Below are 26,326 nucleotides of genomic sequence, written 5' to 3'. Positions count from 1 at the left end.
CTCAGATGATCTCCTCCAAATCGATCATGAAGGGCCTGCCGGGGAAGGGCGCGATCGAGCCGAACAGCGCATCGACCGGCCCGGCGGGCGAGCGGAACGGATAAAGCTCGCCCAGTTCCCCGCGCCGCGGCTCGACCGCATAAGTCGCGATGGCCTTGCCGCCGAAGTCGGTGATCGAGATGAACGGCGCGAGCACCGCCTTGCCCGGCCCCCGCCCGCCGAACCCGGCAGCGTTGAACGAGACCGCGCCGCCGACCGGGTCCTTGAGGCGGCTGTCGGTGAAACTGTACTGCACCTCGCCGGTCGGCCAGGCGAAGGTCACACGGCGGTCGCCCCGGCTCACCAGCCACAGATCGTCGCCCGCCGCCGTCGAGGTGCCGTTGACGAAGGCGAAGCGCGGGTTGCGTCCGGCCTTGAACGTGCCCAGCGGCTCGGCCGGCACGCTCGGCCCCACGGGCGACTTCGGGAACATCAGCCCCTGCACGTTGAAGATGCGCACCGTGCCATCCATCGCGGCGACGAACGCGCGGCTGCGCGCGAGATAGCGCTCGGGCTCGCTGTTCGACCAGGCCTCGCGCGGGCTGCGCCGCCCCAGCCGCTCGAAGATATCGGTGCTGCGATCCGAAAGGGCGCCCCGCACCTGCAGCCCCGCGTTGACACTCGTCGGCTGCGATACCGTGATCGTCGAGACCACACGCGGACGCTGGCTGGGTTTGACGGCAAAGGTATAGGGCCACTTCGCCGGGTCCGTGGTGCTGGCATCGACGGTCCGGTCGTAGTTGCGCTGAGAGGTGAGATACATCGAGCGGTAGTATTGGTAGAGCGGCGTCATATCGACGAACGCCACCTTGTTCTCGGCGCGCGAGGCGACCACTGCATAGCCGCCCGACGCCGTCTGGCTCCAGTCCGGATCGGGAATGCCGTCCGCCCCGAAGGGCGGATAGATCGGATTGATCTTGCTCCAGATCGCCCGTGCCGATGCCCTCGCCAGATCGCCGCGCGCCGGGTCATCGTTCGCACCATACCCCCGCGGGTTGCCCAGAACGAGGTTGTTGGACACATCGAGACTGGTCGGCGCGGCGAAAGGCAGGTTCACCATGCCCAGCAGCTTCATCCCGCGATTGGTCCATGCGCCCGGCAGACCCCAGTACCAGCGCGTGTTGGGCGTCTGCTCGGGTGATCCCACCGCCATCTCGCGCGGACGCAGCGCGATGAAAGCGAGCCTGCCCGATACGGTGTTGGTATCCCACACCGAAACGACAAGAAACTCGTTGTACGGCGTCACCGCCATCGCGGTCGGCACCATGCCCTTGGGCAATTGCAGCGGCGTCGCATCGAACAGCTCGGGCGCCGAGTTACCGATGATCATCGGCACGATCGTGCCGTCCTTGAACGCGGCGAAGCTGATCTGGCTGGCATTGGCGCGCCCGCGCGCGATGACGACCGGGACCAGCGGCAAGTCGGGCCGCGTGGTCTCGACCAGACGCCGCACCTGGCTGTTGTAGGGCTGCGCGATCCCGTTGCGGTTCCACCAGTCGGGATACCACGAGGCGATCATGCGCATGCACAGGCCCCCTTCGGTGTTGCGGAAGCGCCGCGCGTTGAACACGGCTCCATCCGCGCCGCGCGTGTTCGCGACGCCGAAGCGGAAATCGGGATCGAGCGGATTGTCGGGCAGGAATGCCTGCTGACCGCCAACCAGCCAGCCCGCCCCGTCGAGCCCGCGTGCCAGTTCCTCCTCGTCGCTGCGCGGCAGCTGGCTAGGCGGCAGGCACTTTTCAGGCTCGCCCGGATTGTTCGCAGGCAGGATGCCGAAAGGCCATAGGCCCTGCCCGCTGGTCATGTCCGGGCCCCACAAGGTCGGCGCGGGTGCTTCACCGGTATGATCGAAATGCTCATATTTCGGCCCGAGCCGGTAGTCGACCACGTCCGGATCGGTGATATGCGCAGCAAGGAAGCGGTACTCCGCCGCATTGATCCCGCCCGCCGGCGTCAGCAGCCGCTCGCGGAACACGCCGGCCGCTGGCGCCGCGCCGACTACCACGCGCGTGGTCGACCGGCTGATCACCGCGCCGCTGGCGTTGAGCGACTGCAGTTCGAACATGTAGGTCCCCGGCGCCACGAACCGCGCGGAGGTGACGACGCTCGCCGGATCCGTGAGCGCGACTCCCGCCGCCGTCCCGATCACCACCCATCTTGCACGCACGCCATCGATGCGGCCCGTCAGCGTCACTTCGTTGGTCGGCAGGGTAATCACCTGCGTCTTGCCGGCATATGTGGGCAGGGTGGTGGTCGCCGTCTGCGCATGAGCGGTTCCCGCCATGGGCAGGGCCAGCGCGAGAGCGCAGCAGGCAAGGGGCAGGGCCGCGCCAGAACGGCGCAGACCCGGGCGGCAGTCCCAGAGTCGGTGCATCGGATCATACCTCAGATCACACCGCGCGCGTTCTCCACCACGCGCGGCAGGCTCGCCGCCGTTCCTTGCTAATGCGCTGCCGGTAAACGGAAATTGACGAGTTCACTGAATGCGGCAGCAACCAGATTTCAAGCGCCAGATCTCAAGCGCCAGATCTCAAGCGCCAGATCTCAAGCGCCAGATCTCAAGCGTAGGCGCGGTCCAGCCTCACTGCCACCGGCATCGCCGCCACGATCGCCAGCGCGCAGATCACCCCGCCGACTGGCCCGATCAGCGTATAGGCGCCAAAGCCCTGCGCCATCGCGCCTGCAGCAAGGCTACCGAGGCTTTGCGCCAGCAGCCAGGTGCCCGAAGTCATCACCGCCAGCCGCTCGCCGCCGGGCTGCGCATAAGCGAGGCGGATCAGCAGCGGGTAGGTCAGGAACCAGCTGACCATGAACACCACGAACGCCGCGCCGAACGCCAATGCGCTGCCCATCGTCGTCAGGAGGCTGCACATCAGCGCGCAAAGGCCCAGCGCCGCCGCCAGCGGCCACGCGCGCGGCAGGCGGCCGATCACCAGCGCGAGCCCGGCATTCCCAACCGCGCTCGCGAGCACGGCGACGCTCTGGTACAGTCCGAACTCGGTCGCCGGGATGCCGATGGCATGCGCGGTACGCTCGATGAAGGGCCAGATCGCAAGCGATCCGAACGAGAAAAGCGCCATTGCCGCCAGCACGCGATAACCGTCTGCGCCCAGCGGCGGTGCGCCAGTCGTGGCTTCATCGACATCGCCCTTGCCCCCTGGCAGCAGCAGCGCGCACAGGCCGAACAGCACCGAAATCCCTGCCAGCCCGAAGAACATGCCCTGCGCCCCGTAGTCGCGCCCGATCAGCGGCACCAGAATGGCAATGCCGGCATACAGCAAAGTCTGCACCGCGATGCCCAGCGAGATCCACCGCGCCGGATTGCCCGTCCGCCCCGCCGCCAGATTGAGCGCGCTGTTCATCAGGCCAAAGCCCAGCCCCGTCCCGATGCGCCCGGCAAACAGCAGCGCATAGGCCCCCGTCAGCGCCGAGCCGGCCTGTGCCGCGATCACCACCACGCTCGCCAGCATCGCCAGCACCCGCGCATCGAGATGCCGCGCACGCGGCGCGACGAGGAACATCGCGGCCGCATAGCTCAAGGTCTCGGCCATGTTCCATGCGCCCATCGCGAACGGCGTGAAACCGAACTTGTCCATCAGGCCGCCGACGAGATAGGTCGTGAAATTGTTGCCGATGTGTGCTGCGGCGGTAGCCGCGCCGATGCCGATCAGGGTGGGGAGGAAGGGGAAAGTCCCTCTCGCGGTGCTGTGCGCGCTGCCTTGCGTCGTATTCATCGGCGAGAGAGGTGGCACGCCAGGCCGCAGGTAGCAATGCGGGCACGCCTTGTTTTACGGTTGTCCAAGCAATCGATACGCCATATTCTATCGATTGATGACGTGTTTCCGCCCAGACCTGATCCACGGCCGGCGCCCGGCGTCGTTCCGCTATGGCAAAGTGCAGGACTGGCGCCCGCCGCCACGCAAGGACTGATCTGCCGAACCGCGATCACTCTTGCGACACGACGGGATGTTCCCATGAAGATTTCTGCTCTCAAGGTGCGGCCTGACGCCCTCCTCGCCACATGGTCACCGGAAGGCCACGCCGTTTATCCCGCGCTCTGGCTGCGCGACAATTGCCCCAGCGCCTTCCATCCGCAGACCGAAGAGCGCGTGCTCGATCTGCTCTCGCTCGACGATGAGCCGGTCCTCGTCCTCGCGGAACAGACCGGCGAGACCGTGATCCTGCACTATCGCGATGGGCACGTCAGCCATATGCCGGTTCACGTGCTCGCCGCGCATCGCCCGGGCCGCCGCGCCGCCGATCCCGCCGCCATTGCTCCCCGCCTGTGGCGCGCCGATCTCACTCCGACTGGCCTGCCGCGCCATGCCGCCAACCGCATTCTAGAGAACGACTGCGAACTGCGGGCGTGGATGCAGGATACCGCCGCGGTCGGCCTGTCGATCGTCGACAGCCTCGACGACCGGATCGACGCCGGCGTCGACATCGCCTGCAAGATCGGCTTCCTGCGCGAAACCAACTTCGGCATGACCTTCGAGGTCGTCAGCAAGCCTGATCCCAACAACCTGGCTTACACCGCTGTGACCTTGCCGCTGCATACGGACCTGCCGAATCAGGAAGTGCCGCCGGGCTTCCAGTTCCTCCACTGCCTTGCCAACGAAGCGGAAGGCGGCGGCTCGTTGTTCGCCGATGGCTACGCCCTCGCCGAAGACTTGCGCGCCAAGGACCCGGAGGCGTTCCGCCTGCTCAGCGAAGTCGCCATCCCCTTCCGCTTCCACGACCGCGATGTCGATATCCGCACCCATGCGCCGGTGATCACGCTGGACCGCGCCGGGAAGGTCAGCGAAATCCGCTGGAACGCACACATCGCCGCCACGTTCGACATGCCCGCGGACATCATGCCCGCCTACTACCGGGCCTACCGCGCCTTCATGGCGATGACGCGCGACCCGGCGTACCAGCTCACTTTCAAGCTCAAGGCGGGCGAGATGATCGTGTTCGACAACCGCCGCGTGCTCCACGGGCGCGAGGCGTTCGATCCCTCGACCGGCTTCCGCCATCTCCACGGCTGCTACGTCGATCGCGGCGAATTCAACTCGCGGCTCAGGCTGCTGGCGCGTAGAACCCACTGAGCGCCTCCTGGTCGGGGGCGTGGCCACAATAGGAACCCGCAGCCATGTCCTCCGCCAATCCCGTCGCGCTCATCATCGGCATGGGCCCCGGCCTTTCCGCAGCACTGGCGCAACGCTTTGCCGCCGGCGGCTATGTCATCGCCGGTTTCGCGCGCAGTCCGGAGAAGTCCGCCGCCCTCGCGGCCGAACTGGCCGAGCAGGGCCACAAGCTCGATCTGCGCGCCGTCGATGCGGGGGATTTCGCCGCGCTGGCTTCAGCTGTGCGTGCGGTGGAGGACCAGCTCGGCCCGGTCGAGGTGCTGGTCTACAACGCCTACAGCGCCACCCCCGCAGTCCCCTCGCAGATCCCGCTGGATGCCCTGGTTGCCGATTTCCGCGTCAATGTCGGCGGCGCGCTGGCGGCGGCGCAGGCCGTGCTGCCCGCCATGCAGGCACGCGAAAAAGGCTCGATCCTCCTCACCGGCGGCGGCCTTGCACTCGATCCCACCGGCTGGCTGCCCGCCGCATCTCTCGCCGTGGGCAAGGCCGGCATCCGCAATCTCGCCCAAAGCCTGCACAAGGAAATGGAGGGAAGCCCGATCCGCATCGGCACGGTCACTGTCACCGGCCAGATCCTCCCCGGCACGCCGCTCGCACCCGAAACCATCGCTCAGCGCTTCTGGGAGCTGCACAGCAAGCCCGCCCCTGCGCCCGTGGAAGTCATCCTCTAAACGCGCAGCTTGTCCCCGGCCCCCTCGCCCGCTATCGGCGCGCTTCCTTGCCGCTGCCCGAAAGCCGTCCGCCTTGGCCACGCTGATTCCGCTTGCCGATATCGATCCTGCGCTGATCGAGGACGTGCTCGACGCCGCCTTCGGGACGGACCGTTTCGCGCGCACGGCCTACAAGGTGCGCGAAGGGACTGACTGGCTCCCCGGCCTGTCCTTCGCCGCGCTCGATGAAGGCGAGCATATCGCGGGCACGATCCAGTGCTGGCCGGTTGCGCTGACTGACCCGAACGGCCGCGCGCACCCGATGATCATGGTCGGCCCGGTCGCCGTGCTCCCCGGCCTGCAGGGGCAGGGCTATGGCAAGGCGCTCGTCACCGCCAGCCTCACCGCGATCGATCCGCGCGCGCCGCTGCCGCAGGTGATGATCGGTGATCTCGATTACTACGGCCGCTTCTTCGGGTTCTCCGCCGCGAACACCTGCGGGTGGAAGCTCCCCGGCCCGTGGGACCCGTCGCGCCTGCTCTGCCGGACCGCCAATCCTGCCGTCCTGCCCGCGGAGGGCATGCTCGGCCCTTGGCGCGGCTGATCTGATCTGGCATCGGCGGAGCGTGCCTTACGAACCGCCTGCCGATCTCGCCAAACTCTCGCTCGCCGAACTGGCCGAAGCTGTGGCCGCGCGCCGCCTGCCGCCGCTTGCCAGCTGGACTCCGGTGCGCGAGGGCGACAGCCACATGCGCATTGCCGCGGACGGTACATGGTTCCACGAAGGTGGCCGGATCACGCGCCCGGCCATGGTCCGCGCCTTCTCCGGCCTGCTCACCCGCGACGATACTGGCCAACACTGGCTGATGACGCCTTACGAGCGCCTCTCCATCGAGGTGGATGACGCCGCCTTCATCGCCACCGACATGGAAGTGCGCCACGACGAGGCAGGCCGCCCGGTCATCGCCTTCCGCCTCAACACCGACGACGTGGTGCTCGCCGGCCCGGATCATCCGCTGATCGTGCGCGGCACCGCCGACGTCCCGGCCTACTACCTCGCCGTGCGCCATGGCACCGAGGCACGGCTCAACCGCAGCACCTACGGCCAGCTGATCGACCACGCGCTGACGCTTTCCGAGCCCGAAGCTCTCGCCGTCGAAAGCAGGGGCGCCCGCTTCGCCCTGCTCCCCGCATGAGCCTGCGCGCGCGCCTTGCCGAGCTGTTCGACGTGGGCCACGCGGCGCCGGTGCCCCCGGCCTATGAGGATTGGCGCCCGCTCCCCGATACACCGCTGCGCCCCGCCGCCGTGCTGATCGCCGTCACGGACCGACCCGATCATCCCGAAGGCCCCGGCGTACTTCTCATCCACCGCCCATCGCATATGCGCGCGCATCCCGGGCAGGCGGCGTTTCCCGGCGGCAAGCTCGATCCCGGCGAAACACCCATTGAGGCCGCCCTGCGCGAGGCGAACGAAGAGCTCGGCATCGATCCCGCGCTTGTCGACGTGATCGGCGCGACTGACCAGTACCGCACCGGCACCGGCTACGACATCACGCCCGTCCTCGCGATGGTCCCGCCCGACCTGCCGATCCAGCCCAATCCCGCCGAAGTCGCCGGCTGGTTCGAGCCGCCGCTGGGCTTCGTGCTCGATGCAGAAAACCACGTCCGCCACACCGGCGAATGGTCCGGCCGGCGCGGCAGCTACATCGAGATCCTGTGGCAGGAGCACCGCATCTGGGGCGTCACCGCCGGGATCATCGCCAATCTGGCGCAGCGGATCCGCTGGCATGGCTGACGCCCGCCTCCCCGCTGCCGACTGGACCCAGCGCGAGGACCTCGCCTCACTGGTGGCCGCGCTCGATCCTCACGGCAAAGGCCTTGTCCGCTATGTCGGCGGTGCGGTGCGCGATACGCTGCTCGGCATCGCGGTGAAGGACATCGACATGGCGACTCCGCTCGAGCCGCCTGCGGTGATCGAGCACCTCGCCGCAGCTGGCATCCGCAGCGTGCCCACTGGCCTCGCTCACGGCACCGTCACCGCCGTGCTGGAAGGCGGACCGGTCGAGATCACCACCTTGCGCCGCGATGTTGCCACCGATGGCCGCCATGCCACCGTAGCCTTCTCGCAATGCTGGCAGGAAGACGCCGCCCGCCGCGATTTCACGATCAACGCGCTCTATGCCGATCCGAGGGACCTCACCGTCCATGACTACTTCGGCGGCCTCGACGACCTCGATGCACGCCGCCTGCGCTTCATCGGCGATGCCGAGCAGCGCATCCGCGAGGATTACCTGCGCATCCTGCGCTATTTCCGCTTTCAGGCCCGCTTCGGCTCGCTGCCCGCAGACGCTACCGCCGAAGCCGCCTGCAGCGCGCTCGCCCCCGGCCTCAAGGGCCTCTCGCGCGAACGCATCGCCAGCGAGCTCTTGCTGCTCCTCGCCCTGCCCAATCCCGCCCCCACGGTGTCACGCATGGCTGAACTGGGCGTGCTCGCAGTAATCCTGCCCGAAGCAGACCCCGCCGCGCTGCCCCCGCTCGTCACTGCCGAGCAGGCCCAAGCCATCGTGCCCGAACCCCTGCGCCGCCTCGCCGCGCTGCTCCCCGCCGAGCCTGCACTCGCCGAACAGGTCGGCGCGCGCCTTCGCCTCTCCATCGCCCAGCGCAAGCACCTCGCCACGGTTGCCGCGCGCACTGTCCCTGAAGAAGCCGCGCGCCCGCTGGCCTACCGCGTGGGCCGCGAAGCCGCACGCGATCGCCTGCTGATCACAGGCGGCGACATCACCCCGCTCGCTGGCTGGGATATCCCGCAGTTCCCCCTCAAAGGCGGCATGATCGTCGCGCGCGGCATCACCGCCGGCCCCGAAGTCGCCCGTATCCTTCGCACCGTCGAAGCGCAGTGGGTCGAGGAAAAATTCCCCGATGAAGCGCGCGTAATGGCGCTGCTCGATGCGGAAATTGCGGGGCGTTCAGGCCCCGTCTGAGCCCTTCCACTCGCGCCGCTCTTCCGCAGCGCGCAGCACTTCATAGGCGGTCTGCAGCTTCAGGAACTCGGCTGCGGCTTCCTTGTCGCCCGGTCGCACATCGGGGTGGACTTCCTTGGCCTTGCTGCGCCACGCCTTGCGCACCGCCTCGAAGTCGGCGTCGACCTCAAGCCCCAGCGCTTCCAGCGCGCGCATCTCGTCGCGGCTGCGGCTCCCGTCGCCGGGACCGGCCCAGGCCTGATAGGCCGATTGCGCATAGCCCGAAGCCTCGCCGCGCTCGGCCTTCTCGCGCAGTTCGGCTTCTTCCTTGTCGAGCCCTTCGAAGTAGTTCCAGCCCTGGTTGTATTCCGAGGCGTGGGCCACGCAGAAGTACCAGCGCTCAGGGCTGTTGGGCGATTTGGGCGCCGGACACTCGCCCTTTTCGTTGCAGCCAGCGCGGTCGCACAGGCGCACAGGGGCAGCTTCGCGCGCGCTTTCATAGCCGCGCCACCGGGGGAACCCCCAGTCTGCCGATCTGCCCTGCCGTGCCACCCCTGCGGTCCCGCGTCCTCGCTTACTCGACCGTGACGGTCACCGCGCGGCGGTTCTTGGCCCAGCTCGCTTCATCCGAACCCAGCGCGACAGGCCGCTCCTTGCCATAGCTCACCGTGGTGATGCGCGAGGCGTCGATCCCGAGGCTGACGAGATAGTTCTTCGCCGCATTGGCACGGCGCTCGCCGAGCGCGAGGTTGTAGTCCCGCGTGCCGCGCTCGTCGGCGTGGCCTTCCACGGTCACGCGCTTGCCCGGATAGCGTGCCAGCCACTGCGCCTGGCTCTGCAGGATGCCCTGATCCTCGCTGTCGATGTTGTAGCGGTCGGTGTCGAACAGGATCGTGTCGCCCAGCACCGAAGCCATGAAATCAGCGCGGCTGCCCGGCACCGGCCCCGACGGCGTGGTTACCGGCGGCGGCGGGGTCGTCGTGGTCGTCGTTGCACCGCTCGGCTGCGGCGGCAGTTCCTTGGGCTTGGTGGCACAGCCCGCCAGCGCGAGGCCGGAGGTGAGCAGCAGGGCAGTCAGAATCTTGCGGTTCACGAGGCTGTCTCCTTTGGTCATTCAGCGCCACAGTGCATTGCACAAGGCGAATCGGCAATCAGTTTTGCCACCGGTTTATGGCAATACCGGGCCCCACGCCGGGTCCGAGGCATCAACCGGCGTGTTGAGCTTGCGCTCGTTGCGCCCGGTCAGGTCCACCTGCCAGATCGAGGTCTTGCCGCTGGTCTTGGCGGTGCGGAAGAATTGCACGATGCGCCCGTTGGGCGACCACGTCGGCGCTTCGTCCTGCCAGCTGTCGGTCAGGTAGCGCATGTCGCCTCCGCCCGGGTTCATCACCGCGATGCGCAAGTTGCCCGCGATATGCGTGAAGGCGATCTGGTCCCCGCGCGGGCTCCATTCAGGCGTCGCCGCCCGGCCGCCGAAGAAGCTGATGCGCTTCTGGTTCGTGCCGTCCGCGTTCATCACGTAGATCTGCTGGCTGCCAGACCGGTCGCTTTCGAACACGATCTTGCTGCCATCGGGCGAGTAGCTGCCGCCCACGTCGATCCCCGGCGAATCCGTCAGCTTCACCGAGTCCCCGCCGGTCGCGGGCACGCGGTAGATGTCGGTGTTGCCGGCAATCGCCATCGAATAGAGGATGTACTTGCCATCGGGCGACCAGCGCGGCGCGAAGGTCGGCCCCTTGCCTTCGGTCACCAATCGCTGCTGCCCGCTGCCGATATCGTAGACATAGATGCGCGGGGTGCCATTCAGAAAGCTGAGGTAGGCAATCTTGGAGTAATCGGGCGAATAGCGCGGGGTCAGCGCGGTGGCCTGTCCGTTGGTGATGAAGCGGTGGTTCGCCCCGTCCGAATCCATGATCGCCAGCTGCTTGCGGCGGTTTCCCTTCGGCCCCGTCTCGGCGATATAGGCGATCTTGCTGTCGAAGAACGGGCTTTCGCCGGAAAGCCGCGAATAGACCATGTCCGCGCACTTGTGCGCCGCACGCCGCCATTCCTCGGGCTTCACCACATAGCCTTGCCGCGCCAGTTCGCTGCCCAGCGCCACGTCGTAGAGGTAGCAGCCGACCGTCAGCCGCCCGTCCGCGCCCGCCTTGACGAAGCCCTGCACCAGCATCTCCGCCGAACGGGCGCGCCAGTTCGGAAACTGCGGCGCGGTCACCTCGCCATAGCCGATACCCGGCAGCGCATCGGGGCCGACCGGGCGGAACAGGCCGTTGTTCTTGAGATCGCCGTAGATCACCCGCGCCAGATTGCGGCCCAGCGCCTCGGTGTTCCCGCCCTCGGCTGCGGTCGGCAGCATCTCGTTGGTCGGAAACACCGGAATCGCGATCGCCGCGTCGTTGTTGATCGTGCCGACGACATCCTCTTCCGGCGAGGTGTCCGCAGGCGCCGCCGCCGATGCGCTGGGCTGCGGAGACGGCACCTGCTGCGCCAGAGCAGGCGAGACGGCAAGGAACGCGCAAAGGCCGGCGACAAGAGTGCTACGCAAGGCTCTACTCTTTCCTGAAATTGAGCGTGTAGGTCTTCCAGAAATCGTACGATTCCGGTGGAAGGTTGAACGGAGCCGCCGTCCGGATCGCGCGCACCGCGCATTCGGTGAAGCGGCCCACTTGCGGCGAGTTGGCGGGAGTCTGGCCGGAAAGCACCGGCGATGCAATGCTGGTGATGTTCCCGGCGCGGTCTAGCTGGAAGGTCACTTTGGCGCGCAGCTTCTCGATCTCGACACCACTCAGCGGGCAGCTGTTCCACGGCGGAACCACCTTGCGGTTGATCGTCACGCGGATCGCCGCCTTGGCCTCGGCGCTCACCGCATCGGCCGGATTGCCTTTCGCGCCGGGGCGCGTGCCGGTGGGGATACCGGAGAGGAAATCGGTGCCGATCTGGCTCGCCCCGCTCGGCGCGTCCGGCCGGCGGCGCTGGCGATTGTCCGGCGCGGGCGATACGGTAGCCGGTTTGGCGGCGGGCTTGGGCGGGGGCGCCGGAGCCACGCGCGGCTGCGCTACGGGCGTGGGGCGCGGCGCCGGTTTGGGCTGCGGTGCGGGCTTGGCCTGAGGTGGAGGCGGGGGCGGAACCGGCTTCGGCTGCGGCTGCGCGACCTGCGGGACCGGCTGCGGCGGCGCGGGTTCCGGCGCAGGCTCGCCCAGCACCGGCGCGGTTTCAGGCGCGGCTTCCTCGTTCGGATTGGGCGACGTCGAAGTCTCCGCCGTCTCGTCGGCGAAGGTCACTGTCAGCCGCTCGGGCGGGGACATGATCGACTTGCCTGGCGGCGACAGCGTCAGCGCCGCGATCAGCCCGGCATGCGCCGCGAGCGCGATGACCAGCGCCAGCGCTTCCTCGCGCGAGAGGCCCGATGAGGAGGAAGAGGCGCTCATTCCCGTCCGCCTACGGCGCCGTTACTGAACCGTTGGTGACCAGCGAGATCGACTTGAACCCCGCCGCATTGAGCGCGCCCATCACCGCCACCACGCGGCCATAATCAAGCCCGCGATCAGCGCGCAGCGTCACTTGCGGCAGCTTGCCGTCCGGCCCTGCCACGGCAAGGCCCGTCAGGCGGTCCGAGAGTTCACCCGGCGCGAGTTCCTGATCGTCGAGGAAGATGCGCCCCTCGCCGTCCATGCTGACGGTGATCGCCTTCTGCTCGGTCTTGAGCGCCTCGGCCTGGCTGTCCGGCAGATCGATCGGCACGCCCGCAGTCAGCATCGGTGCGGTCACCATGAAGATGATCAGCAGCACCAGCATCACGTCGACCAGCGGCGTGACGTTGATCTCGCTCATCGCCGCGCTGCGCCGTCCGCGCCGTCCGCGCCGGCCGCCACTGCCCCCCGAGGCCATGTTCATCGCCACGGCCTACTGCTCCAGCTCGCGGCTCAAGGTGGCATGAAAGCGGTCGGCAAAGCGGAACAGCCGCGTCTCGAAGCGGTTCACGCGGTGCGAGAAGCGGTTGTAGGCAATCACTGCCGGGATCGCCGCGAAGAGACCGATGGCGGTTGCGAAGAGCGCTTCCGAAATGCCCGGCGCCACCACCGCGAGCGAGGAATTCTGCTGCGCGCCGATATTGAAGAAGCTGTCCATGATGCCCCACACCGTGCCGAACAGGCCGACAAAGGGCGCGACCGAACCCACTGTCGCGAGGAAATTGAGCCGGCCCGCCAGCCGGTCGGTCTCCGACGTCACCACGCTTTCCATCGCGCTGTTGAGGCGCTGGCGCGTGCCTTCGCGGTCAATCGTCTTGCCCGAGGTCGAGCGCCGCCACTCCGCCAGCGCCGCCGTCACCACCCGCGCGCTCGGCACGTCCTTGCTGCCGTTTTCCTTGTGGAAGGCGTCGACATCGCGCGCTTCCCAGAAGGCGGTCTCGTACTTGTCGCACTTGCGCTGGACGCTCCCCATGCGGAGCGAGAACGAGACAATGATCATCCACACCCACACCGAGGCGAGCACCAGCGCGCCCATCACCACCTGCACCACGATATCGGCATGGAGAAACAGCGCGACCGGGTTGAGCCGGGTCGGCATGCCAGCAGTTATGCCTGTTGCGGCAGCGGCAAGAACGGAAAGCATCATGGATGGACGGACCCTTCGGGCGATGGCGCCGTGAGCGCCGTGAATGCGGTATGGAAATGCGCCGGCAACCGCCGCGCGCGGCCTTGCGGCGAGACGAAAGCGACACGCACCTGACCGTCGGCCAGCAGTTCCTCGCCGCGCCACGCCTTCTGGACCAGACTGCACGTCACGCGTGAAACTTCGGCGACAGTGCTCTCGATCAGCACATCGTCGTCAAGCCGCGCCGGGCGGGCATATTTGAGCGCCAGATCGGTGACGGCAAACGCGCCCTCGCCCGCTTCCTGCGCGCCCCGCTGGTCGATACCCAGCAGACGCAGCATGTCCGAGCGCGCGCGTTCGAACCAGCGTAGGTAATTCGCGTGATAGACCACCCCGGAAAGATCGGTGTCCTCAAAGTATACGCGTACCGCATAAAGGTGCCGCGCGCCGTCGAAACAGCCGGAGGGGGGGAGCGGGAGAGGCATGCGCGGCCTGTCCTAGCCTTGCCGCGACTCGCGAGGCAAGATCAAAGGCTGCGATTTGTTAACCCATTACGGTGAAGCCCAGCCCCGGCTTCAGTCCACCCGCGCCAGCAACGGCCCCAGCTGCCGGCCCGCAAACACGTGCACATGCAGGTGCGGTACTTCCTGGTGGCTGTTGGTGCCGGTGTTGGCGAGCAGCCGATACCCCGGCGCCACCAGCCCCGCCTCGCGCGCGACATGGCCAACCGCGCGCACGAAGCCGGTGATCTCGGCATCAGAGGCCTTCGCCGAAAAGTCGTCCCAGCTCACATAGGCGCCCTTGGGGATCACCAGAATGTGCGTCGGCGATTGCGGGTTGATGTCGTGGAAAGCGAGGCTCCACGCGTCCTCGTAGACTTTCCGGCACGGGATCTCTCCGCGCAGGATCTTCGCGAAGACGTTCTGGTCGTCATAGGCTTGCGTGGCATCGACCGCCATGTTCAAGAGCTCCTGCTGGCTTTCTCGGCAATCCCGGACGTTCCCTCGCGCCGCTCCAGCTCCGCCGTCACCTCGGCGAGCGAAATGCCGCAATCGCCCATCAGCACCAGCAGGTGGAACAGCAGGTCCGCCGCTTCGCCGACCAGCGCCTCGGGGCTTCCGGTCAGCGCGGCGATCACCACTTCGGTCGCTTCCTCGCCCACCTTCTGCGCCATCTTGCCGCGCCCCTTGGCGTTGAGGCGCGCGACGTAGCTGGCATCCGGATCACCGGCGCGGCGCGCGGCGATGGTGGCTTCGAGGCGGGACAGGAGGGTGGTTTCGTCCATGCGCGCGGGCATGGCGTGCTGGATTGGGAAGGTCAAGTTTGGCGGAGCAGCACCCGCCATCCGTTCGTGCCTGGCGAAGTACATCCGTTCGTGTCGAGCGAAGTCGAGACACCTGGCGCCGGGCGCTCAGTCCTCTTTGCGCTTCGCCACCCGGCGGCCAATGATCAGGCCGGCCAGCCCGATCGCGAAAAGCGCGCCATCGGTGGGTTCCGGAATCGCCGTCCCCCCGCTCGCCTGCGCAAAGGCAGGGCCGGCGGTGAGGACAAGGACGACAAGGGCAGAGAGCATTCGCGACACGCGAAGGTTCCTAGGGAAGCAAAGATGACTAAAAAGTTAATGCAATGCCTGTGCCAAGAACCGAAAAATCAAGGATATAAGCAGGTTTCGCTAGTTAACGTCCGCAGCGTTCCGGCGGCATTTGTCAGAAATTCCGACAGTCGGCAGGGCTATCCGCGCGCCGGAATCCCCGCCGTGCGCAGGGCCGCATGGGCCTCGGCAATCGAGTGCGTGCCGAAGTGAAAGATCGAGGCCGCCAGCACTGCGCTCGCATGCCCCTCGCGCACGCCCGCGACGAGATGGTCCAGATTGCCGACACCCCCGCTCGCGATCACCGGCACCGGCACCGCATCGGCAATCGTGCGCGTCAGTTCAAGGTCGTAGCCGGCCTGCGTGCCATCCCCGTCCATCGAAGTGACAAGCAGTTCGCCCGCGCCAAGCGTGGCGAGGTGCTCGGCATGGGCCAGCGCGTCGATCCCGGTCGCCTTGCGCCCGCCATGGGTAAAAATCTCCCACTTGCCCGGACCGGTGCGCCGCGCATCGACCGAGCCGACCACGCATTGCGCGCCGAACCGCTCGGCAATGTCGCGCACCAGTTCGGGCCGCGCGACGGCCGCGGAATTGACCGCCACCTTGTCCGCCCCCGCGAGCAGCAGCGCGCGCGCATCCTCGGCGCTCCTCACCCCGCCGCCCACAGTCAGCGGCATGAAGCAGACTTCTGCGGTGCGCGCCACGACATCGAGCAGCGTGCCGCGCCCTTCGTGGCTCGCTGAAATATCGAGAAAACACAGCTCGTCCGCGCCCGCCTTGTCATAGGCCCGCGCCTGCTCGACCGGATCGCCCGCATCGCGCAGATCGACGAAGTTCACGCCCTTCACCACGCGCCCATCGCGCACATCGAGGCAGGGAATGACGCGGACGCGGACGGTCATGGGCGAAGCTCACCAACGAGTAAGAAAGCGAAAACAATCAGAAACAACGCATCAAAGCTGAAAAACAACCAGAACCGGACCGGCTCTTTGTCTCGATGCGCTCGAAGATAGACATAACCGAGCGGTGAGATCTTTCTCGCCTGGATGCCGACAATGATTTCCCAGAGCACCAGCGCAACTCCGAGGGCCCAAAGGTAAACCATCACGCCTCAGCCATCGCAATCGCAGCGGCAAGATCCAACCGCCCTTCAAACAGCGCGCGCCCGGTAATCACGCCCTCGATGCCGTCCGCCTCGTGGATCTTCAGCATGCGGATATCGTCGATGCCCTTCACCCCGCCGCTGGCGATCACCGGCAGCCGCGTCGCTCGCGCGAGGTCCAGCGTCGCGTCGATATTGCAGCCCTTGAGGAGGCCATCGCGCCCCACATCGGTAAACAGGATCGAGGCGACCCCCGCATCCTCGAACCGCCGCGCCATGTCCACGATCGAAACGTCAGAGACTTCCGCCCAGCCTTCGGTCGCGACCATCCCGTCACGCGCATCGACCGCCACCACGATCCCGCCCGGATAGGCCTTGGCCATGTCCTTCACGAACTGCGGGTCCTTCAGCGCCGCCGTACCGATCACCACCCGGCTCACGCCCAGATCGAACCAGCCATCGACCGCAATCGGGTTGCGGATGCCCCCGCCCAGCTGCACGTGGCCGGGAAAGACCTTTAGAATTCCCTCGACCGCCGCGCGGTTCACCGCCTCGCCCGCGAACGCGCCATCGAGGTCCACGACATGGAGGTACTGCGAACCGGCTTCGGCAAACAGCATGGCCTGCGCCGCCGGATCATCGCCATAGACCGTCGCGCGCGCCATATCGCCCTCAGCCAGCCGCACGACCTGTCCGCCCTTCAAATCAATGGCCGGAAATACGATCAAGGCTTCCACTCCAGAAATCTTGCGAGCAAGGCCAGCCCGTAATCCTGGCTCTTCTCGGGATGGAACTGAACGCCGAGCACATTGTCCTGCCCCACCGCCGCGACCAATCCGCCGCCATGGTCGGTCATCGCCGCAATGCTCGCGCCTTCCTCGGGCACGAAGTGGTAGGAATGCAGGAAATAGGCCTCGCCCGGCACGATCAGCTCGTTGTGGTGCATCGGGGCGACATCGTTCCAGCCCATGTGCGGCACCTTGATCGCCGGGTCACTCGGCTCGATCGCGCGCACTTCGCCGCCGATCCAGCCCAACCCCTCGGTCACGCCGAACTCGATGCCCCGGTCCGCCAGCAGCTGCATCCCCACGCAAATGCCAAGGAATGGCGCGCCGCCCACCAGCACGCGTTCGCTCATCGCCTCGACCAGCCCCGGCACCGCCTTCAGCGCCTCGATGCAGGCCTTGAACGCGCCGACACCCGGCAGCACGATGCGATCCGCCGCACGCACCACATTGGGGTCCGCCGTCACCGCGACGCCTTCCGCGCCAGCCGCCTTCAGTGCATTGGCGACCGAGCGCAAGTTACCCGCGCCGTAGTCGACCAAGGCGAGGACTTCAGCCACCGAGGATACCCTTGGTGCTCGGCACCGCATCCCCTTTTCGCGGATCGATCTCGACCGCACTGCGCATCGCGCGGGCAAAGCCCTTGTAGATGCTTTCGATGATATGGTGGTTGTTCGAACCGTAGAGGCATTCGATATGCAGCGTGATCCCGGCGGCCTGGCTGATCGACTGGAACCAGTGCTCGAACAGCTCGGTATCCATCTCACCAAGACGCGGCTGCGTGAACTGTGCCTTCCACACCAGCACCGGACGACCGGAAATATCCAGCGCCACGCGGGCCAGCGCCTCGTCCATCGGTGAATAGGCCGTGCCGTAGCGGGCGATGCCCTTCTTGTCGCCGAGCGCCTGCGCGATCGCCTGCCCCAGCGCGATGGCGCTGTCTTCGGTCGTGTGGTGCTGGTCGACGTGGAGGTCGCCCTTCACGTGGCAGGTCACGTCGATCAGCGAATGGCGGCTGAACTGCTCGATCATGTGGTCGAGAAAACCGATCCCGGTGTTCACATCGAACGTGCCGGTGCCATCGAGGTTCACGGCGACCTTGATGTCGGTTTCGTGCGTGGTGCGGGCGATCGATCCGGTGCGCATGAGGGCGGCCTATAGGCCACTTCCGGCCAAAATCAATTGCCTGCACACCGCTCCCCCTTGACCCGCGCGGCGCACCAAGCCACCTTGGGGGTGATGAGCGACGGACCCGACAGCCTGATCCCCTACGACGAAATCGTGCAGGAAGCCCTGCGCGCAGTGGTCGGCCGCGTGCTCGGCCAGGTCGAAAGCGCGGGCGGCATGCTGCCCGGCGCGCACCATTTCTACATCACGTTCAAGACCGGCGCCCCCGGCGTGGCCATCCCGCCGCGCCTCAAGGAGCGTTTTCCGGACGAGATGACCATCGTGCTCCAGAACAAGTTCTGGGACCTGAAAGTCACGTCCGAAGGGTTCAGCGTCGGCCTCTCGTTCAACCAGATCCCGTCCACGCTGGTGGTCCCGTTCAGCGCAATCACCGCCTTTGTCGATCCGGCTGTCGATTTCGGCCTGCAGTTCCAGACCTCGGGCGATGTCGAGGAAGACGAAGCGCTGCACGACGCGGAGAACGATTCGCCTGAAGGCAACGAGCCGACGGGCTCCGATGACGGCTCCAACGTCGTCACCGTGGATTTCGGCCGCAAGAAGTGACCGTGCCCGGCAAGCCGGCTCCGGAAGCTTCCGAGGTCCCTGCCGAATCGCCCGATCCGGTCGGTCCCCTTACCCGCACGATCCTTGCCGGCATCGCGATGCGCGCGGGTTCCCGGCTGCTGAAGCAAGGCGTCGACCGCGGCATCCTCGGCGCCGCGCCCGAAGTGCTGAAGTCGGCCGCCAAGGCTGCGGGCGCAAAAGCGGCGGAAAAGGCCGCCAAAGTACCCAGGCCCAAGCGCGGCATCGGCATGCGCCTGATCACCGCCGCCGCCACGCGCATCGCCACGCGCTCGGTTCCCGGCGCCATCGTCGTCGGCGGCGCATTGCTCGCCAAGACGCTCCACGAGCACCGCAAGAACCGCCCAAAGGCCAAGCGCCCTTGACCCGGAGGGCAGGCATGCGCCAACAGCGCGCATGGTCCAGCCGACTCCCCAGACTTCCGACGCGCTCCACCGCCGCGGCCTGATGTTCATCCTGTCCTCGCCCTCGGGCGCGGGCAAGACGACGATCTCGCGCATGCTGCTCGAAGGCGATCCCGCGCTCCGCCTCTCCGTTTCCGCCACCACGCGCCCGATGCGGCCTGGCGAAGTCGACGGGAAGGACTACCACTTCGTCACGCAGGAGCAGTTCGACCAGATGATCGAGGACGAGCAGTTCCTCGAATGGGCGCACGTCTTCGGCCACAGCTACGGCACCCCCAAGGCGCAAGTGAAGGCAGGCCTGCGCGCGGGCGAGGACTTCCTCTTCGATATCGACTGGCAGGGCACGCAGCAGCTCTACCAGAAGCTTGAGACCGACGTGGTCCGCGTCTTCCTCCTGCCCCCCAGCATCGACGAACTGCGCCGCCGCCTGACCGGTCGCGGCACGGACAGCGCCGAAGTCATCACCGCTCGCATGGAACGCGCCCGCGCCGAAATCAGCCACTGGGACGGCTACGATTACGTCGTCGTCAACGACGATATCGAGCAGTGCTTCGCCAAGGTGCGCGAAATCCTCCACGCCGAACGCATGAAGCGCGCCCGCCAGACGGGCCTGATCGGCTTCGTGCGGGAATTGATGCGGCCCTGAATGGCGCTCTCCCCTTCAGGGGAGAGAGTTGGGAGAGAGGCTCTGCGCCGGTAGCTTGCAAGTTATCTCATGCAGACAGACATTTGATCTGATGTTCTCTTGTGCGCGACAAATCACCCGAGCCGGGTTACTATGCCATTCATCGTCACTACGGATGAACTGAACGTGCCATTCTTGCTTGCCCTTGCACTTGCTGCAGCGCCGACGGCATCTGCCTCATCAGACGACCCCGAGATTGCTCGTCTCAAAGAGATCGGCGCAAAGATGCAGGCCGCGATTGACGCCTCTGCGCACACCAAATCACCTCCGCCCCCAAAATCGAAACCCACGCTTGATCCTGAAATTGAGCGAATCCTCCATGCGGGAGAAAAATTTGGCAAAGAACAAGCTCCAAGCCAGTCCCCTCAGGTCCACATGACAATCCCTAATTCGGCACGCATGCCTTGGAACGGTAAAGTGGCACTCGCACCCGGTTCTCCTGAGTGGTTTGCCGATCGGGATGCCCGAACCAAAGCTGCGTGGGATCAATTTTGGCAAAACCTCCTATATGATCACATCGAGTCATTGGGTATATTTTTAGTTTGCCTCGCACATGCGGCAGTTTTGGCATTCTTTGCCGGAAAGCGCCGATTGAGACCTGCACCCTTTGCGCTTGTAGCGTCTATATCCAGCTGTCTAATTTGTTACTTCGGCTGGTACCCCTACCTTTTCAGATTTGAGGAGACGATTTTCTCTCCCAACGCGCTATCGGGATATGTAATATTCATGCTGATCACCGCAGCTGGGTACTTTATCGGCAGCAGACAAGCCAAGATTTACCTCCAAAGTCCTAGCAAGAATAAGCCAGTATCTCTCCGCTAGGAAAACAGTGCAGCCCCCTCATTCCCCCAGCGGGTTGATGTGGTTGTCCGGGATCCACGCGTTCACGATGCCGCCATCGATTGGCAGCGGCGTACCGATCACATAGTCGCCCGCGCGGCTTGCAAGGAAGATTGCCCCGCCCGCCATATCTTCCAGATTGCCGATGCGCTTCAAGGGGATGCCCCGCGCCGAAGCCTCAGGGTTCTTCGCCGCCGCCTTGTTCATTTCCGAAGCGAAGGCGCCCGGGCAGATCGCGTTGACGATGATGTTGTCCTTCACCAGCCGCGCCGCCATGCGCCGTGTCAGGTGCACCAGCGCCGCCTTCGAGGCCTGATAGCTGTAGGTCTCCCACGGGTTGACGCGCAGGCCGTCGATCGAGGCGATGTTGATCACCTTGGCCGGATGCTCACCTGCCGCCGCCTTGAGCAGGCCATGCAGCTTCTGCGTCAGGAAGAACGGCGTCTTGACGTTGAGGTTCATCACCTTGTCCCAGCCCATTTCCGGGAAATCGTCGAACTCCGCGCCCCACGCGACGCCCGCATTGTTGACGAGGATGTCGATCCGGCTCTCGCGCTGGGCCAGGTCCTCGGCCAGCGCCTCGATCCCCGCAAAGGTCGAGATATCGCCCGGCAGCGCGATGCATTTGGGCCCGAGTTCGGCGGCGGTTTCCTCGACCACAGCAGCCTTGCGCGCCGTGATGTAGACCCGCTCGCAGCCCGCCGCGATGAAGCCTTCGGCAATCATCCGCCCGATCCCGCGCGAACCGCCCGTCACCACCGCGACGCGGCCTTCGAGGCTGAAAAGCTTGGCAAAATCCATGTCAGGTATCCTTAGTAGCCGCTGAGCTGCGCGACGCGCTCGGCATGGTAATTGGCATCGCCCATGAACTCGGTCAGCGCACGCTCGCGCTTCATGTAGAGCCCGATGTCGTATTCGTCGGTCATGCCCACGCCGCCGTGCATCTGCACGCCCTCGCGCACGGCAAGGTTGCACGCGCGCGCCGCCTTGGCCTTGGCGACCGAGACCATCAGCTCCGCCCGCTCCGAGCCGCCGTCGAGCAGCTGCTGCGCCTTGATCACCACCGCCTCGGCGATCTCCAGCTCTGAATAGAGATGCGCCGCGCGGTGCTGCAGCGCCTGGAACTCGCCGATCAGCTTGCCGAACTGCTTGCGCGTCTTGAGGTACCCGGTCGTCATCGCGAAGGCACCGCCGGCCACACCGGTCTGCTCCGCCGCCGCACCGATGCGCCCCGCGCTGAGCACCTTGTTCAGCACCGCGCGCCCGCCATCGACTTCGCCGATCACGCTCGAACCATCGAGCTCCACGCCATCAAAGCGAACGTGGCTGGCGATGGAGCTATCGACCAGCCGCACCGCATTGTGCCCGATGCCCGCCGCGTCCTTGGGCACGGCAAACAGCGTCACGCCGTCGGCATCGCTATCGCTGCCGGACGTACGCGCCGCCACGATAATCGCATCCGCCGACGTGCCATGAATGACGAAGTCCTTGGTGCCAGTCAGGCGGAAGCCGTTGCCCGCCTTCTCGGCCCGGCAGGCGATCTTCTCCGGCTTGTGCTTGGCGCCTTCGTCGATGGCCATGGCCAGCACGGTCTCGCCCGCGATGATCCCCGGCAGCCAGCGCCCGCGCAGGTCGTCCGACGCGTGGTTCAGCGCGGTCACGCCCATCACCGATGTCGTCAGGAACGGCGACGGTGTCAGGTTGCGACCGATCTCGGCGAGCACGATCCCCGCCTCGACGTGGCCCATGGCAAGGCCGCCGTCTGCCTCGTCGGCCAGCATGCCGGTGAGGCCCATCTCGGCAAACTGCTTCCACAAGCCGTGGCCGAAGCCGTCCTTGCAATTGATGTCGCGCCAGTGGCGCAGCTGCTTCTTGATCCCGCCTTCATCGGCCATGAAGCCGGTGACGCTCTCGGCCAGCATGGCTTGATCTTCGGTATGGTACAGCGGCATGGATGCACTCCTAAGCCTTGAATAACATCAAAAAACCCAATCCCGCTCATGCTGAGCTTGTCGAAGCATCATGCCCGACGGTTGCGCCAGCACCCTTCGTCCTTCGACAAGCTCAGGATGAGCTCAGGGTGAGCGGGGTGTGGGGGTGTGCGAGCCTTACGCCCCCGGCAGTTCGAGAATGCGCTTGGCGACGACGTTGAGCATGACCTCGCTCGTGCCGCCCTCGATCGAGTTGGCCTTGGTGCGCAGCCATGAACGCGCCGGTGCGCCGCCGCGTGTTTCCTCGCTTTCCCACTCCAGCGCCGTGCTGCCGCCCGCCGCCATCAGCAGCTCGTGCCGCCGCTTGTTGAGCTCGGTCCCGGCGTACTTCATCATGTTGGGCTTGGCGGGGTGCGCTTTGCCTACCTTGATCTCGTCGAGGAACTTCTCCCCGCAGGCCGCAAAGGCCAGCGCATCGATATCGAACTGGGCAAGCTCCGCGCGCAGCATCGGATCGTCGAGACCATTGCGCGTCAGCACCTTGCCGATCGTCGAAGTCTGCTCGCCGCCGCCCGCGCCAGAGATCATCTCGCGCTCGTGGCCGAGGAGGTACTTCGCCACGTCCCAGCCCCGGTTGAGCTGACCGACGATCTGGTGCTTGGGCACCACCACGTTGTCGAAGAACGTCTCGCAGAACGGCGAATTGCCGCTGATCAGCTTGATCGGCTTGGTCGTCACGCCCGGCGTCGTCATGTCGAACAGCAGGAACGAAATCCCCTGATAGACATTGGTCTTGTCGGTGCGGACGAGGCAGAAAATCCAGTCAGCCTTGTCGGCATAGCTCGTCCAGATCTTATGGCCGTTGACCACCCAGTGGTCGCCCTTATCCTCGCCGTAAGTCTGGAGCGAGACGAGGTCCGAACCCGAACCCGGCTCCGAATAGCCCTGGCACCAGCGAATCTCGCCCCGCGCAATCTGATTGAGGTAGAGTACCTTCTGCTCTTCGGTGCCGAACTTCAGCAGCGCCGGCCCGAGCATCCAGATGCCGAAGCTTGAAAGCGGCGGCCGCGCCCCTGCGCGTGCCAGCTCCTCGCGCCAGATCTTGGCTTCCGGCGGGCTCATCCCGGCGCCGCCATAGGGCTTGGGCCAATCGGGCACGGTATAGCCCTTGGCCGCGCAGACCTCCATCCAGGCTTTCTGCGCCGCGCTCTTGAACACGAAATTGCGCCCGCCCCAGCAGATGTCGTCCTCGCCCTGCACGGGCTTGCGCATCTCTTCCGGGCAGTTCGCCTCGATCCACGCGCGGATTTCCGCGCGGAAAGCTTCCAGCTCCGACATGGCTTTTGCTCCTCTCTTAATCGAGAGGTTAAGGCGACTCGCCGCGCGCTGGCAAGCGCCGATTTTGCCAAGGTTTTCCGCCAATCGCGCAGCCCCCGCATGCCGTAGCGTAAAGCCGTTCGGCATTGACGAGGAGCCGCTTGAGCCTAAGCTCGCGGCAAAATCAGAACAACGGAGAGGTTCTCATGCGATTCCACAACAAGACCGTCGTCGTCACCGGCGCCGCATCGGGCATCGGCCGCGCCACCGCGTTGCTGTTCGCCGCCGAGGGCGCGAAGGTCTATGCCGCCGATATCGACGAAGCCGGCCTCGCGCAGACCGCTGCCGAGTCCAACGGCGAGGTGCACACCGTGCGCTGCGACGTCTGCAACTGCGAGGACATCAAGGCGCTGATGGACCGCGCCGCTGCCGAAACCGGCGGGATCGACGCCGTGTTCAACAATGCGGGCGCGGGCGGCGACATGGCCAAGATCGACGAGATCGAGCCCGACGGCTGGGACCGCACGATGCACCTCCTGCTGCGCTCGGTCGCCTTCGGCATCCGCTATGCCGTGCCGCACATGATCGGCCGCCCATCTACACGAACAGGGGGCGCAGCCATCGTCAACACCTCCAGCGTCGCCGCGGTCGGCCCGGGCTACTCGCCCAACGCCTATGCCGTGGCCAAGGCGGGCGTGCTCCACCTCACCAAGACCAGCGCCGCCGATCTTGCCCGCCACCAGATCCGCGTGAACGCGGTGCAGCCCGGCTTCATCAACACCAACATCTTCACCACCTCGCTCGAAGTCCCCGCCGAGCTCGAAGCGCAGGCCAAGGGCGCCATCGCGATGATGAGCCAGGCCGCCCAGCCCGTCGCGCGCGGCGGCCAGCCGAGCGACATTGCCGAAGCCGTGGCGTACCTGTGCAGCGAGGCGGCAAGCTTCGTGAACGGCACCTCGATCATCGTCGACGGCGGCCTCACCATTGGCCCGCGCCACTCGTGGGATCCGGAAATGCCCGATATGTTCGAAGCGCTCCGCCAGATGAAAGCGGCGGCCGAAGCACAGGCCTGAACTTTCTGCGCTTGATCTGGCGCAAGGTTTAACCGACAGATTAAATCAAGAGACAAGAACGGTGCCGCCCGGCGCACCGCAGGAGAGCAAACATGGATTTCGAACCCACCGAACGGCAGGTCTACTGGCGCAATCGCGTGCGCGATTTCATCGAGACCAACGTCCGCCCGCGCCACAAGGACTACAAGGCCGAGCAGGCCAGCGGTGGCCGCTGGAAGGTGCTGCAGGTGGTCGAGGAAGAGAAGGCCAAGGCCAAGGCCGCCGGCATCTGGAACCTGTTCATGCCCCCGCGCAACGCCGGGCATCACCATGTGGAAGACACATTCGAGTTTGAAGGCCCCGGCCTCACCAACCTCGAGTATGCGCTCTGCGCCGAGGAAATGGGCCGCATTTCGTGGGCCAGCGAAGTGTTCAACTGCTCCGCGCCCGATACCGGCAACATGGAAGTGTTCCACCGCTACGGCACGCTGGAGCAGAAGGAGCGCTGGCTGCGCCCGTTGATGAACGGCGAGATCCGCTCCGCCTTCCTGATGACCGAGCCGCTGGTCGCCTCGTCGGACGCCACCAACATCGAAACCCGCATGGTCCGCGAAGGCGACGAATACGTCATCAACGGCCGCAAGTGGTGGTCATCGGGCCTCGGCGATCCGCGCTGCAAGATCGCGATCGTCATGGGCAAGACCGACACGTCGGCCAAGCGTCACCAGCAGCAATCGCAGGTGCTTGTTCCGATGGACGCGCCGGGGGTGAACATCATCCGCCACCTTCCGGTGTTCGGCTACGATGATGCGCCGCATGGCCACATGGAAGTCGTGCTCGAGAACGTCCGCGTCCCCGTCTCCAACGTCGTTCTCGGCGAAGGGCGCGGGTTCGAGATCGCGCAAGGCCGCCTCGGGCCGGGCCGCATCCACCACTGCATGCGCACCATCGGCGTCGCCGAAGAAGCGCTCGCCAAGATGGCACGCCGCCTCCAGTCGCGCGTCGCGTTCGGCAAGCGGATTTCCGAGCATTCGGTGTGGGAAGAACGCATCGCCCGCGCCCGCATCGATATCGAGATGACCCGCCTGCTCTGCCTGAAGGCGGCGGACATGATGGACAAGGTCGGCAACAAGGCCGCCGCGCTCGAAATCGCGATGATCAAGGTGCAGGCACCCAACATGGCGCTGCGCATCATCGACGATGCGATCCAGGCCCACGGCGGCGGCGGCGTCTCGGAAGACTTCGGCCTCGCCGAAGCCTACGCGCACCAGCGCACGCTGCGGCTGGCGGACGGTCCGGACGAAGTCCACGCCCGAGCCGTCGCCCGCATCGAATACGCGCGCCACACCGATCTGCCGAGCGATCCGGGCTTCAGCTCGGGCGACATGGCGATCTCGCGGTAAGGCCAGAAATCTCCCCTCCCGCTTGCGGGAGGGGCCGGGGGAGGGCATGTTCGAGCTCAACCCCAACACACCCCCCCCCCCCCCCCCCCCCCC

Annotated in this window: 32 protein-coding genes; 12 read left to right on the top strand and 20 right to left on the bottom strand. The window is 66.2% G+C overall.

Annotated elements, in window-relative coordinates:
* Position 1: 1 nt before the first annotated feature.
* Positions 2–2,323, bottom strand: a complete 2,322-nt coding sequence (locus IP83_RS02880; protein ID WP_054120705.1) for a hypothetical protein — start codon at positions 2,321–2,323, stop codon at positions 2–4.
* Positions 2,324–2,597: 274 nt separating this feature from the next.
* Positions 2,598–3,773, bottom strand: coding sequence for an MFS transporter (locus IP83_RS02875; RefSeq protein WP_054120704.1), 1,176 nt, complete (start codon positions 3,771–3,773; stop codon positions 2,598–2,600).
* Between the two features lie 240 nt (positions 3,774–4,013).
* Between IP83_RS02875 and IP83_RS02870 the strand changes: the two genes are divergently transcribed.
* From IP83_RS02870 to IP83_RS02845, 6 genes are all read left to right on the top strand, one after another.
* Entirely contained in the window at positions 4,014–5,129 is a 1,116-nt protein-coding gene (locus IP83_RS02870) for a TauD/TfdA family dioxygenase (protein ID WP_054120703.1), read from the top strand.
* 44 nt (positions 5,130–5,173) lie between these two features.
* Positions 5,174–5,839, top strand: a complete 666-nt coding sequence (locus tag IP83_RS02865; RefSeq protein ID WP_054120702.1) for an SDR family NAD(P)-dependent oxidoreductase — start codon at positions 5,174–5,176, stop codon at positions 5,837–5,839.
* 73 nt (positions 5,840–5,912) lie between these two features.
* Positions 5,913–6,422, top strand: coding sequence for a GNAT family N-acetyltransferase (locus IP83_RS02860; protein ID WP_054120701.1), 510 nt, complete (start codon positions 5,913–5,915; stop codon positions 6,420–6,422).
* A 22-nt stretch (positions 6,423–6,444) separates the two neighbouring features.
* Entirely contained in the window at positions 6,445–7,014 is a 570-nt protein-coding gene (locus tag IP83_RS02855; RefSeq protein WP_054120700.1) for a DUF1285 domain-containing protein, read from the top strand.
* On the top strand, positions 7,011–7,613 hold the full coding sequence (locus IP83_RS02850) for a CoA pyrophosphatase (RefSeq protein WP_054120699.1): 603 nt from the start codon (positions 7,011–7,013) through the stop codon (positions 7,611–7,613). The genes IP83_RS02855 and IP83_RS02850 overlap by 4 nt, the downstream gene beginning before the upstream one ends.
* Positions 7,606–8,799, top strand: coding sequence for a CCA tRNA nucleotidyltransferase (locus IP83_RS02845; protein ID WP_054120698.1), 1,194 nt, complete (start codon positions 7,606–7,608; stop codon positions 8,797–8,799). The genes IP83_RS02850 and IP83_RS02845 overlap by 8 nt, the downstream gene beginning before the upstream one ends.
* Here the strand turns inward: IP83_RS02845 and IP83_RS02840 are convergent.
* The 15 genes from IP83_RS02840 to hisB all read right to left on the bottom strand — a co-directional run bounded on the left by IP83_RS02840 (position 8,785) and on the right by hisB (position 17,998).
* A complete protein-coding gene (locus IP83_RS02840) occupies positions 8,785–9,330 on the bottom strand; it encodes a J domain-containing protein (RefSeq protein ID WP_054120697.1) in 546 nt (181 codons plus the stop codon). The genes IP83_RS02845 and IP83_RS02840 overlap by 15 nt on opposite strands.
* A gap of 22 nt (positions 9,331–9,352) precedes the next feature.
* On the bottom strand, positions 9,353–9,892 hold the full coding sequence (pal, locus tag IP83_RS02835; protein ID WP_054120696.1) for a peptidoglycan-associated lipoprotein Pal: 540 nt from the start codon (positions 9,890–9,892) through the stop codon (positions 9,353–9,355).
* A 54-nt stretch (positions 9,893–9,946) separates the two neighbouring features.
* A complete protein-coding gene (gene tolB, locus IP83_RS02830) occupies positions 9,947–11,323 on the bottom strand; it encodes a Tol-Pal system beta propeller repeat protein TolB (protein ID WP_054120695.1) in 1,377 nt (458 codons plus the stop codon).
* A gap of 4 nt (positions 11,324–11,327) precedes the next feature.
* Positions 11,328–12,206 carry a hypothetical protein gene (locus IP83_RS02825; RefSeq protein ID WP_054120694.1) on the bottom strand — a complete coding sequence of 293 codons (879 nt, stop codon included), beginning with the start codon at positions 12,204–12,206 and terminating at the stop codon, positions 11,328–11,330.
* 10 nt (positions 12,207–12,216) lie between these two features.
* The gene (gene tolR, locus IP83_RS02820; protein ID WP_054120693.1) at positions 12,217–12,678 is read right to left on the bottom strand and encodes a protein TolR; all 462 of its coding nucleotides are present in this window, start codon (positions 12,676–12,678) and stop codon (positions 12,217–12,219) included.
* 3 nt (positions 12,679–12,681) lie between these two features.
* The gene (gene tolQ, locus IP83_RS02815; protein ID WP_054120692.1) at positions 12,682–13,395 is read right to left on the bottom strand and encodes a protein TolQ; all 714 of its coding nucleotides are present in this window, start codon (positions 13,393–13,395) and stop codon (positions 12,682–12,684) included.
* Complete coding sequence (locus IP83_RS02810; RefSeq protein WP_054120691.1) at positions 13,392–13,859, bottom strand: YbgC/FadM family acyl-CoA thioesterase; 468 nt, start codon at positions 13,857–13,859, stop codon at positions 13,392–13,394. Before IP83_RS02810 ends, tolQ begins: the two co-directional genes overlap by 4 nt.
* Before the next feature lie 90 nt (positions 13,860–13,949).
* Positions 13,950–14,333, bottom strand: a complete 384-nt coding sequence (locus tag IP83_RS02805; RefSeq protein ID WP_054120690.1) for a histidine triad nucleotide-binding protein — start codon at positions 14,331–14,333, stop codon at positions 13,950–13,952.
* 2 nt (positions 14,334–14,335) lie between these two features.
* Positions 14,336–14,659 carry a phosphoribosyl-ATP diphosphatase gene (locus IP83_RS02800; RefSeq protein ID WP_054120689.1) on the bottom strand — a complete coding sequence of 108 codons (324 nt, stop codon included), beginning with the start codon at positions 14,657–14,659 and terminating at the stop codon, positions 14,336–14,338.
* A gap of 126 nt (positions 14,660–14,785) precedes the next feature.
* Entirely contained in the window at positions 14,786–14,947 is a 162-nt protein-coding gene (locus IP83_RS19805) for a PEP-CTERM sorting domain-containing protein (protein ID WP_304437611.1), read from the bottom strand.
* A 158-nt stretch (positions 14,948–15,105) separates the two neighbouring features.
* Positions 15,106–15,867 (bottom strand): imidazole glycerol phosphate synthase subunit HisF, encoded by a 762-nt coding sequence (gene hisF, locus IP83_RS02795; RefSeq protein WP_054120688.1) that lies wholly within the window; start codon positions 15,865–15,867, stop codon positions 15,106–15,108.
* Positions 15,864–16,073, bottom strand: a complete 210-nt coding sequence (locus tag IP83_RS02790; protein WP_156309553.1) for a hypothetical protein — start codon at positions 16,071–16,073, stop codon at positions 15,864–15,866. Before IP83_RS02790 ends, hisF begins: the two co-directional genes overlap by 4 nt.
* A complete protein-coding gene (gene hisA, locus IP83_RS02785) occupies positions 16,070–16,795 on the bottom strand; it encodes a 1-(5-phosphoribosyl)-5-[(5-phosphoribosylamino)methylideneamino]imidazole-4-carboxamide isomerase (RefSeq protein ID WP_054120759.1) in 726 nt (241 codons plus the stop codon). The genes IP83_RS02790 and hisA overlap by 4 nt, the downstream gene beginning before the upstream one ends.
* The gene (gene hisH, locus IP83_RS02780; protein WP_082364437.1) at positions 16,792–17,412 is read right to left on the bottom strand and encodes an imidazole glycerol phosphate synthase subunit HisH; all 621 of its coding nucleotides are present in this window, start codon (positions 17,410–17,412) and stop codon (positions 16,792–16,794) included. The genes hisA and hisH overlap by 4 nt, the downstream gene beginning before the upstream one ends.
* Positions 17,405–17,998, bottom strand: coding sequence for an imidazoleglycerol-phosphate dehydratase HisB (gene hisB / locus IP83_RS02775; protein WP_054120685.1), 594 nt, complete (start codon positions 17,996–17,998; stop codon positions 17,405–17,407). The genes hisH and hisB overlap by 8 nt, the downstream gene beginning before the upstream one ends.
* A 93-nt stretch (positions 17,999–18,091) precedes the next feature.
* Between hisB and IP83_RS02770 the strand changes: the two genes are divergently transcribed.
* The 4 genes from IP83_RS02770 (at position 18,092) to IP83_RS19800 (ending at position 20,512) form a co-directional block, all read left to right on the top strand.
* On the top strand, positions 18,092–18,583 hold the full coding sequence (locus IP83_RS02770; RefSeq protein WP_054120684.1) for an SspB family protein: 492 nt from the start codon (positions 18,092–18,094) through the stop codon (positions 18,581–18,583).
* Between the two features lie 2 nt (positions 18,584–18,585).
* Positions 18,586–18,966 (top strand): hypothetical protein, encoded by a 381-nt coding sequence (locus tag IP83_RS02765; RefSeq protein WP_231624877.1) that lies wholly within the window; start codon positions 18,586–18,588, stop codon positions 18,964–18,966.
* A gap of 31 nt (positions 18,967–18,997) precedes the next feature.
* Complete coding sequence (gmk, locus tag IP83_RS02760) at positions 18,998–19,651, top strand: guanylate kinase (RefSeq protein WP_054120682.1); 654 nt, start codon at positions 18,998–19,000, stop codon at positions 19,649–19,651.
* Between the two features lie 132 nt (positions 19,652–19,783).
* Positions 19,784–20,512, top strand: coding sequence for a hypothetical protein (locus IP83_RS19800; protein ID WP_156309552.1), 729 nt, complete (start codon positions 19,784–19,786; stop codon positions 20,510–20,512).
* Between the two features lie 18 nt (positions 20,513–20,530).
* Here IP83_RS19800 and IP83_RS02755 read toward each other — a convergent pair whose 3' ends face one another.
* From IP83_RS02755 to IP83_RS02745, 3 genes are all read right to left on the bottom strand, one after another.
* Positions 20,531–21,331 carry an SDR family oxidoreductase gene (locus tag IP83_RS02755; RefSeq protein WP_054120681.1) on the bottom strand — a complete coding sequence of 267 codons (801 nt, stop codon included), beginning with the start codon at positions 21,329–21,331 and terminating at the stop codon, positions 20,531–20,533.
* Between the two features lie 11 nt (positions 21,332–21,342).
* Entirely contained in the window at positions 21,343–22,482 is a 1,140-nt protein-coding gene (locus IP83_RS02750; protein WP_054120680.1) for an acyl-CoA dehydrogenase family protein, read from the bottom strand.
* 156 nt (positions 22,483–22,638) lie between these two features.
* Positions 22,639–23,799 carry an acyl-CoA dehydrogenase family protein gene (locus IP83_RS02745; protein ID WP_054120679.1) on the bottom strand — a complete coding sequence of 387 codons (1,161 nt, stop codon included), beginning with the start codon at positions 23,797–23,799 and terminating at the stop codon, positions 22,639–22,641.
* 185 nt (positions 23,800–23,984) lie between these two features.
* On the opposite strand from IP83_RS02745, the gene IP83_RS02740 reads away from it, so the two are divergent.
* Together IP83_RS02740 and IP83_RS02735 are read left to right on the top strand one after the other, a co-directional pair.
* On the top strand, positions 23,985–24,851 hold the full coding sequence (locus IP83_RS02740) for an SDR family NAD(P)-dependent oxidoreductase (RefSeq protein WP_054120678.1): 867 nt from the start codon (positions 23,985–23,987) through the stop codon (positions 24,849–24,851).
* Between the two features lie 92 nt (positions 24,852–24,943).
* Complete coding sequence (locus IP83_RS02735) at positions 24,944–26,233, top strand: acyl-CoA dehydrogenase family protein (RefSeq protein WP_054120677.1); 1,290 nt, start codon at positions 24,944–24,946, stop codon at positions 26,231–26,233.
* Positions 26,234–26,326: the final 93 nt, after the last annotated feature.

Source organism: Novosphingobium sp. AAP93, from assembly GCF_001296055.1.
Classification (GTDB): Bacteria; Pseudomonadota; Alphaproteobacteria; order Sphingomonadales; family Sphingomonadaceae; genus Novosphingobium.
The sequence above is the reverse complement of the archived record's forward strand: the minus strand, read 5'-3'. Positions and strand labels throughout refer to the sequence as shown.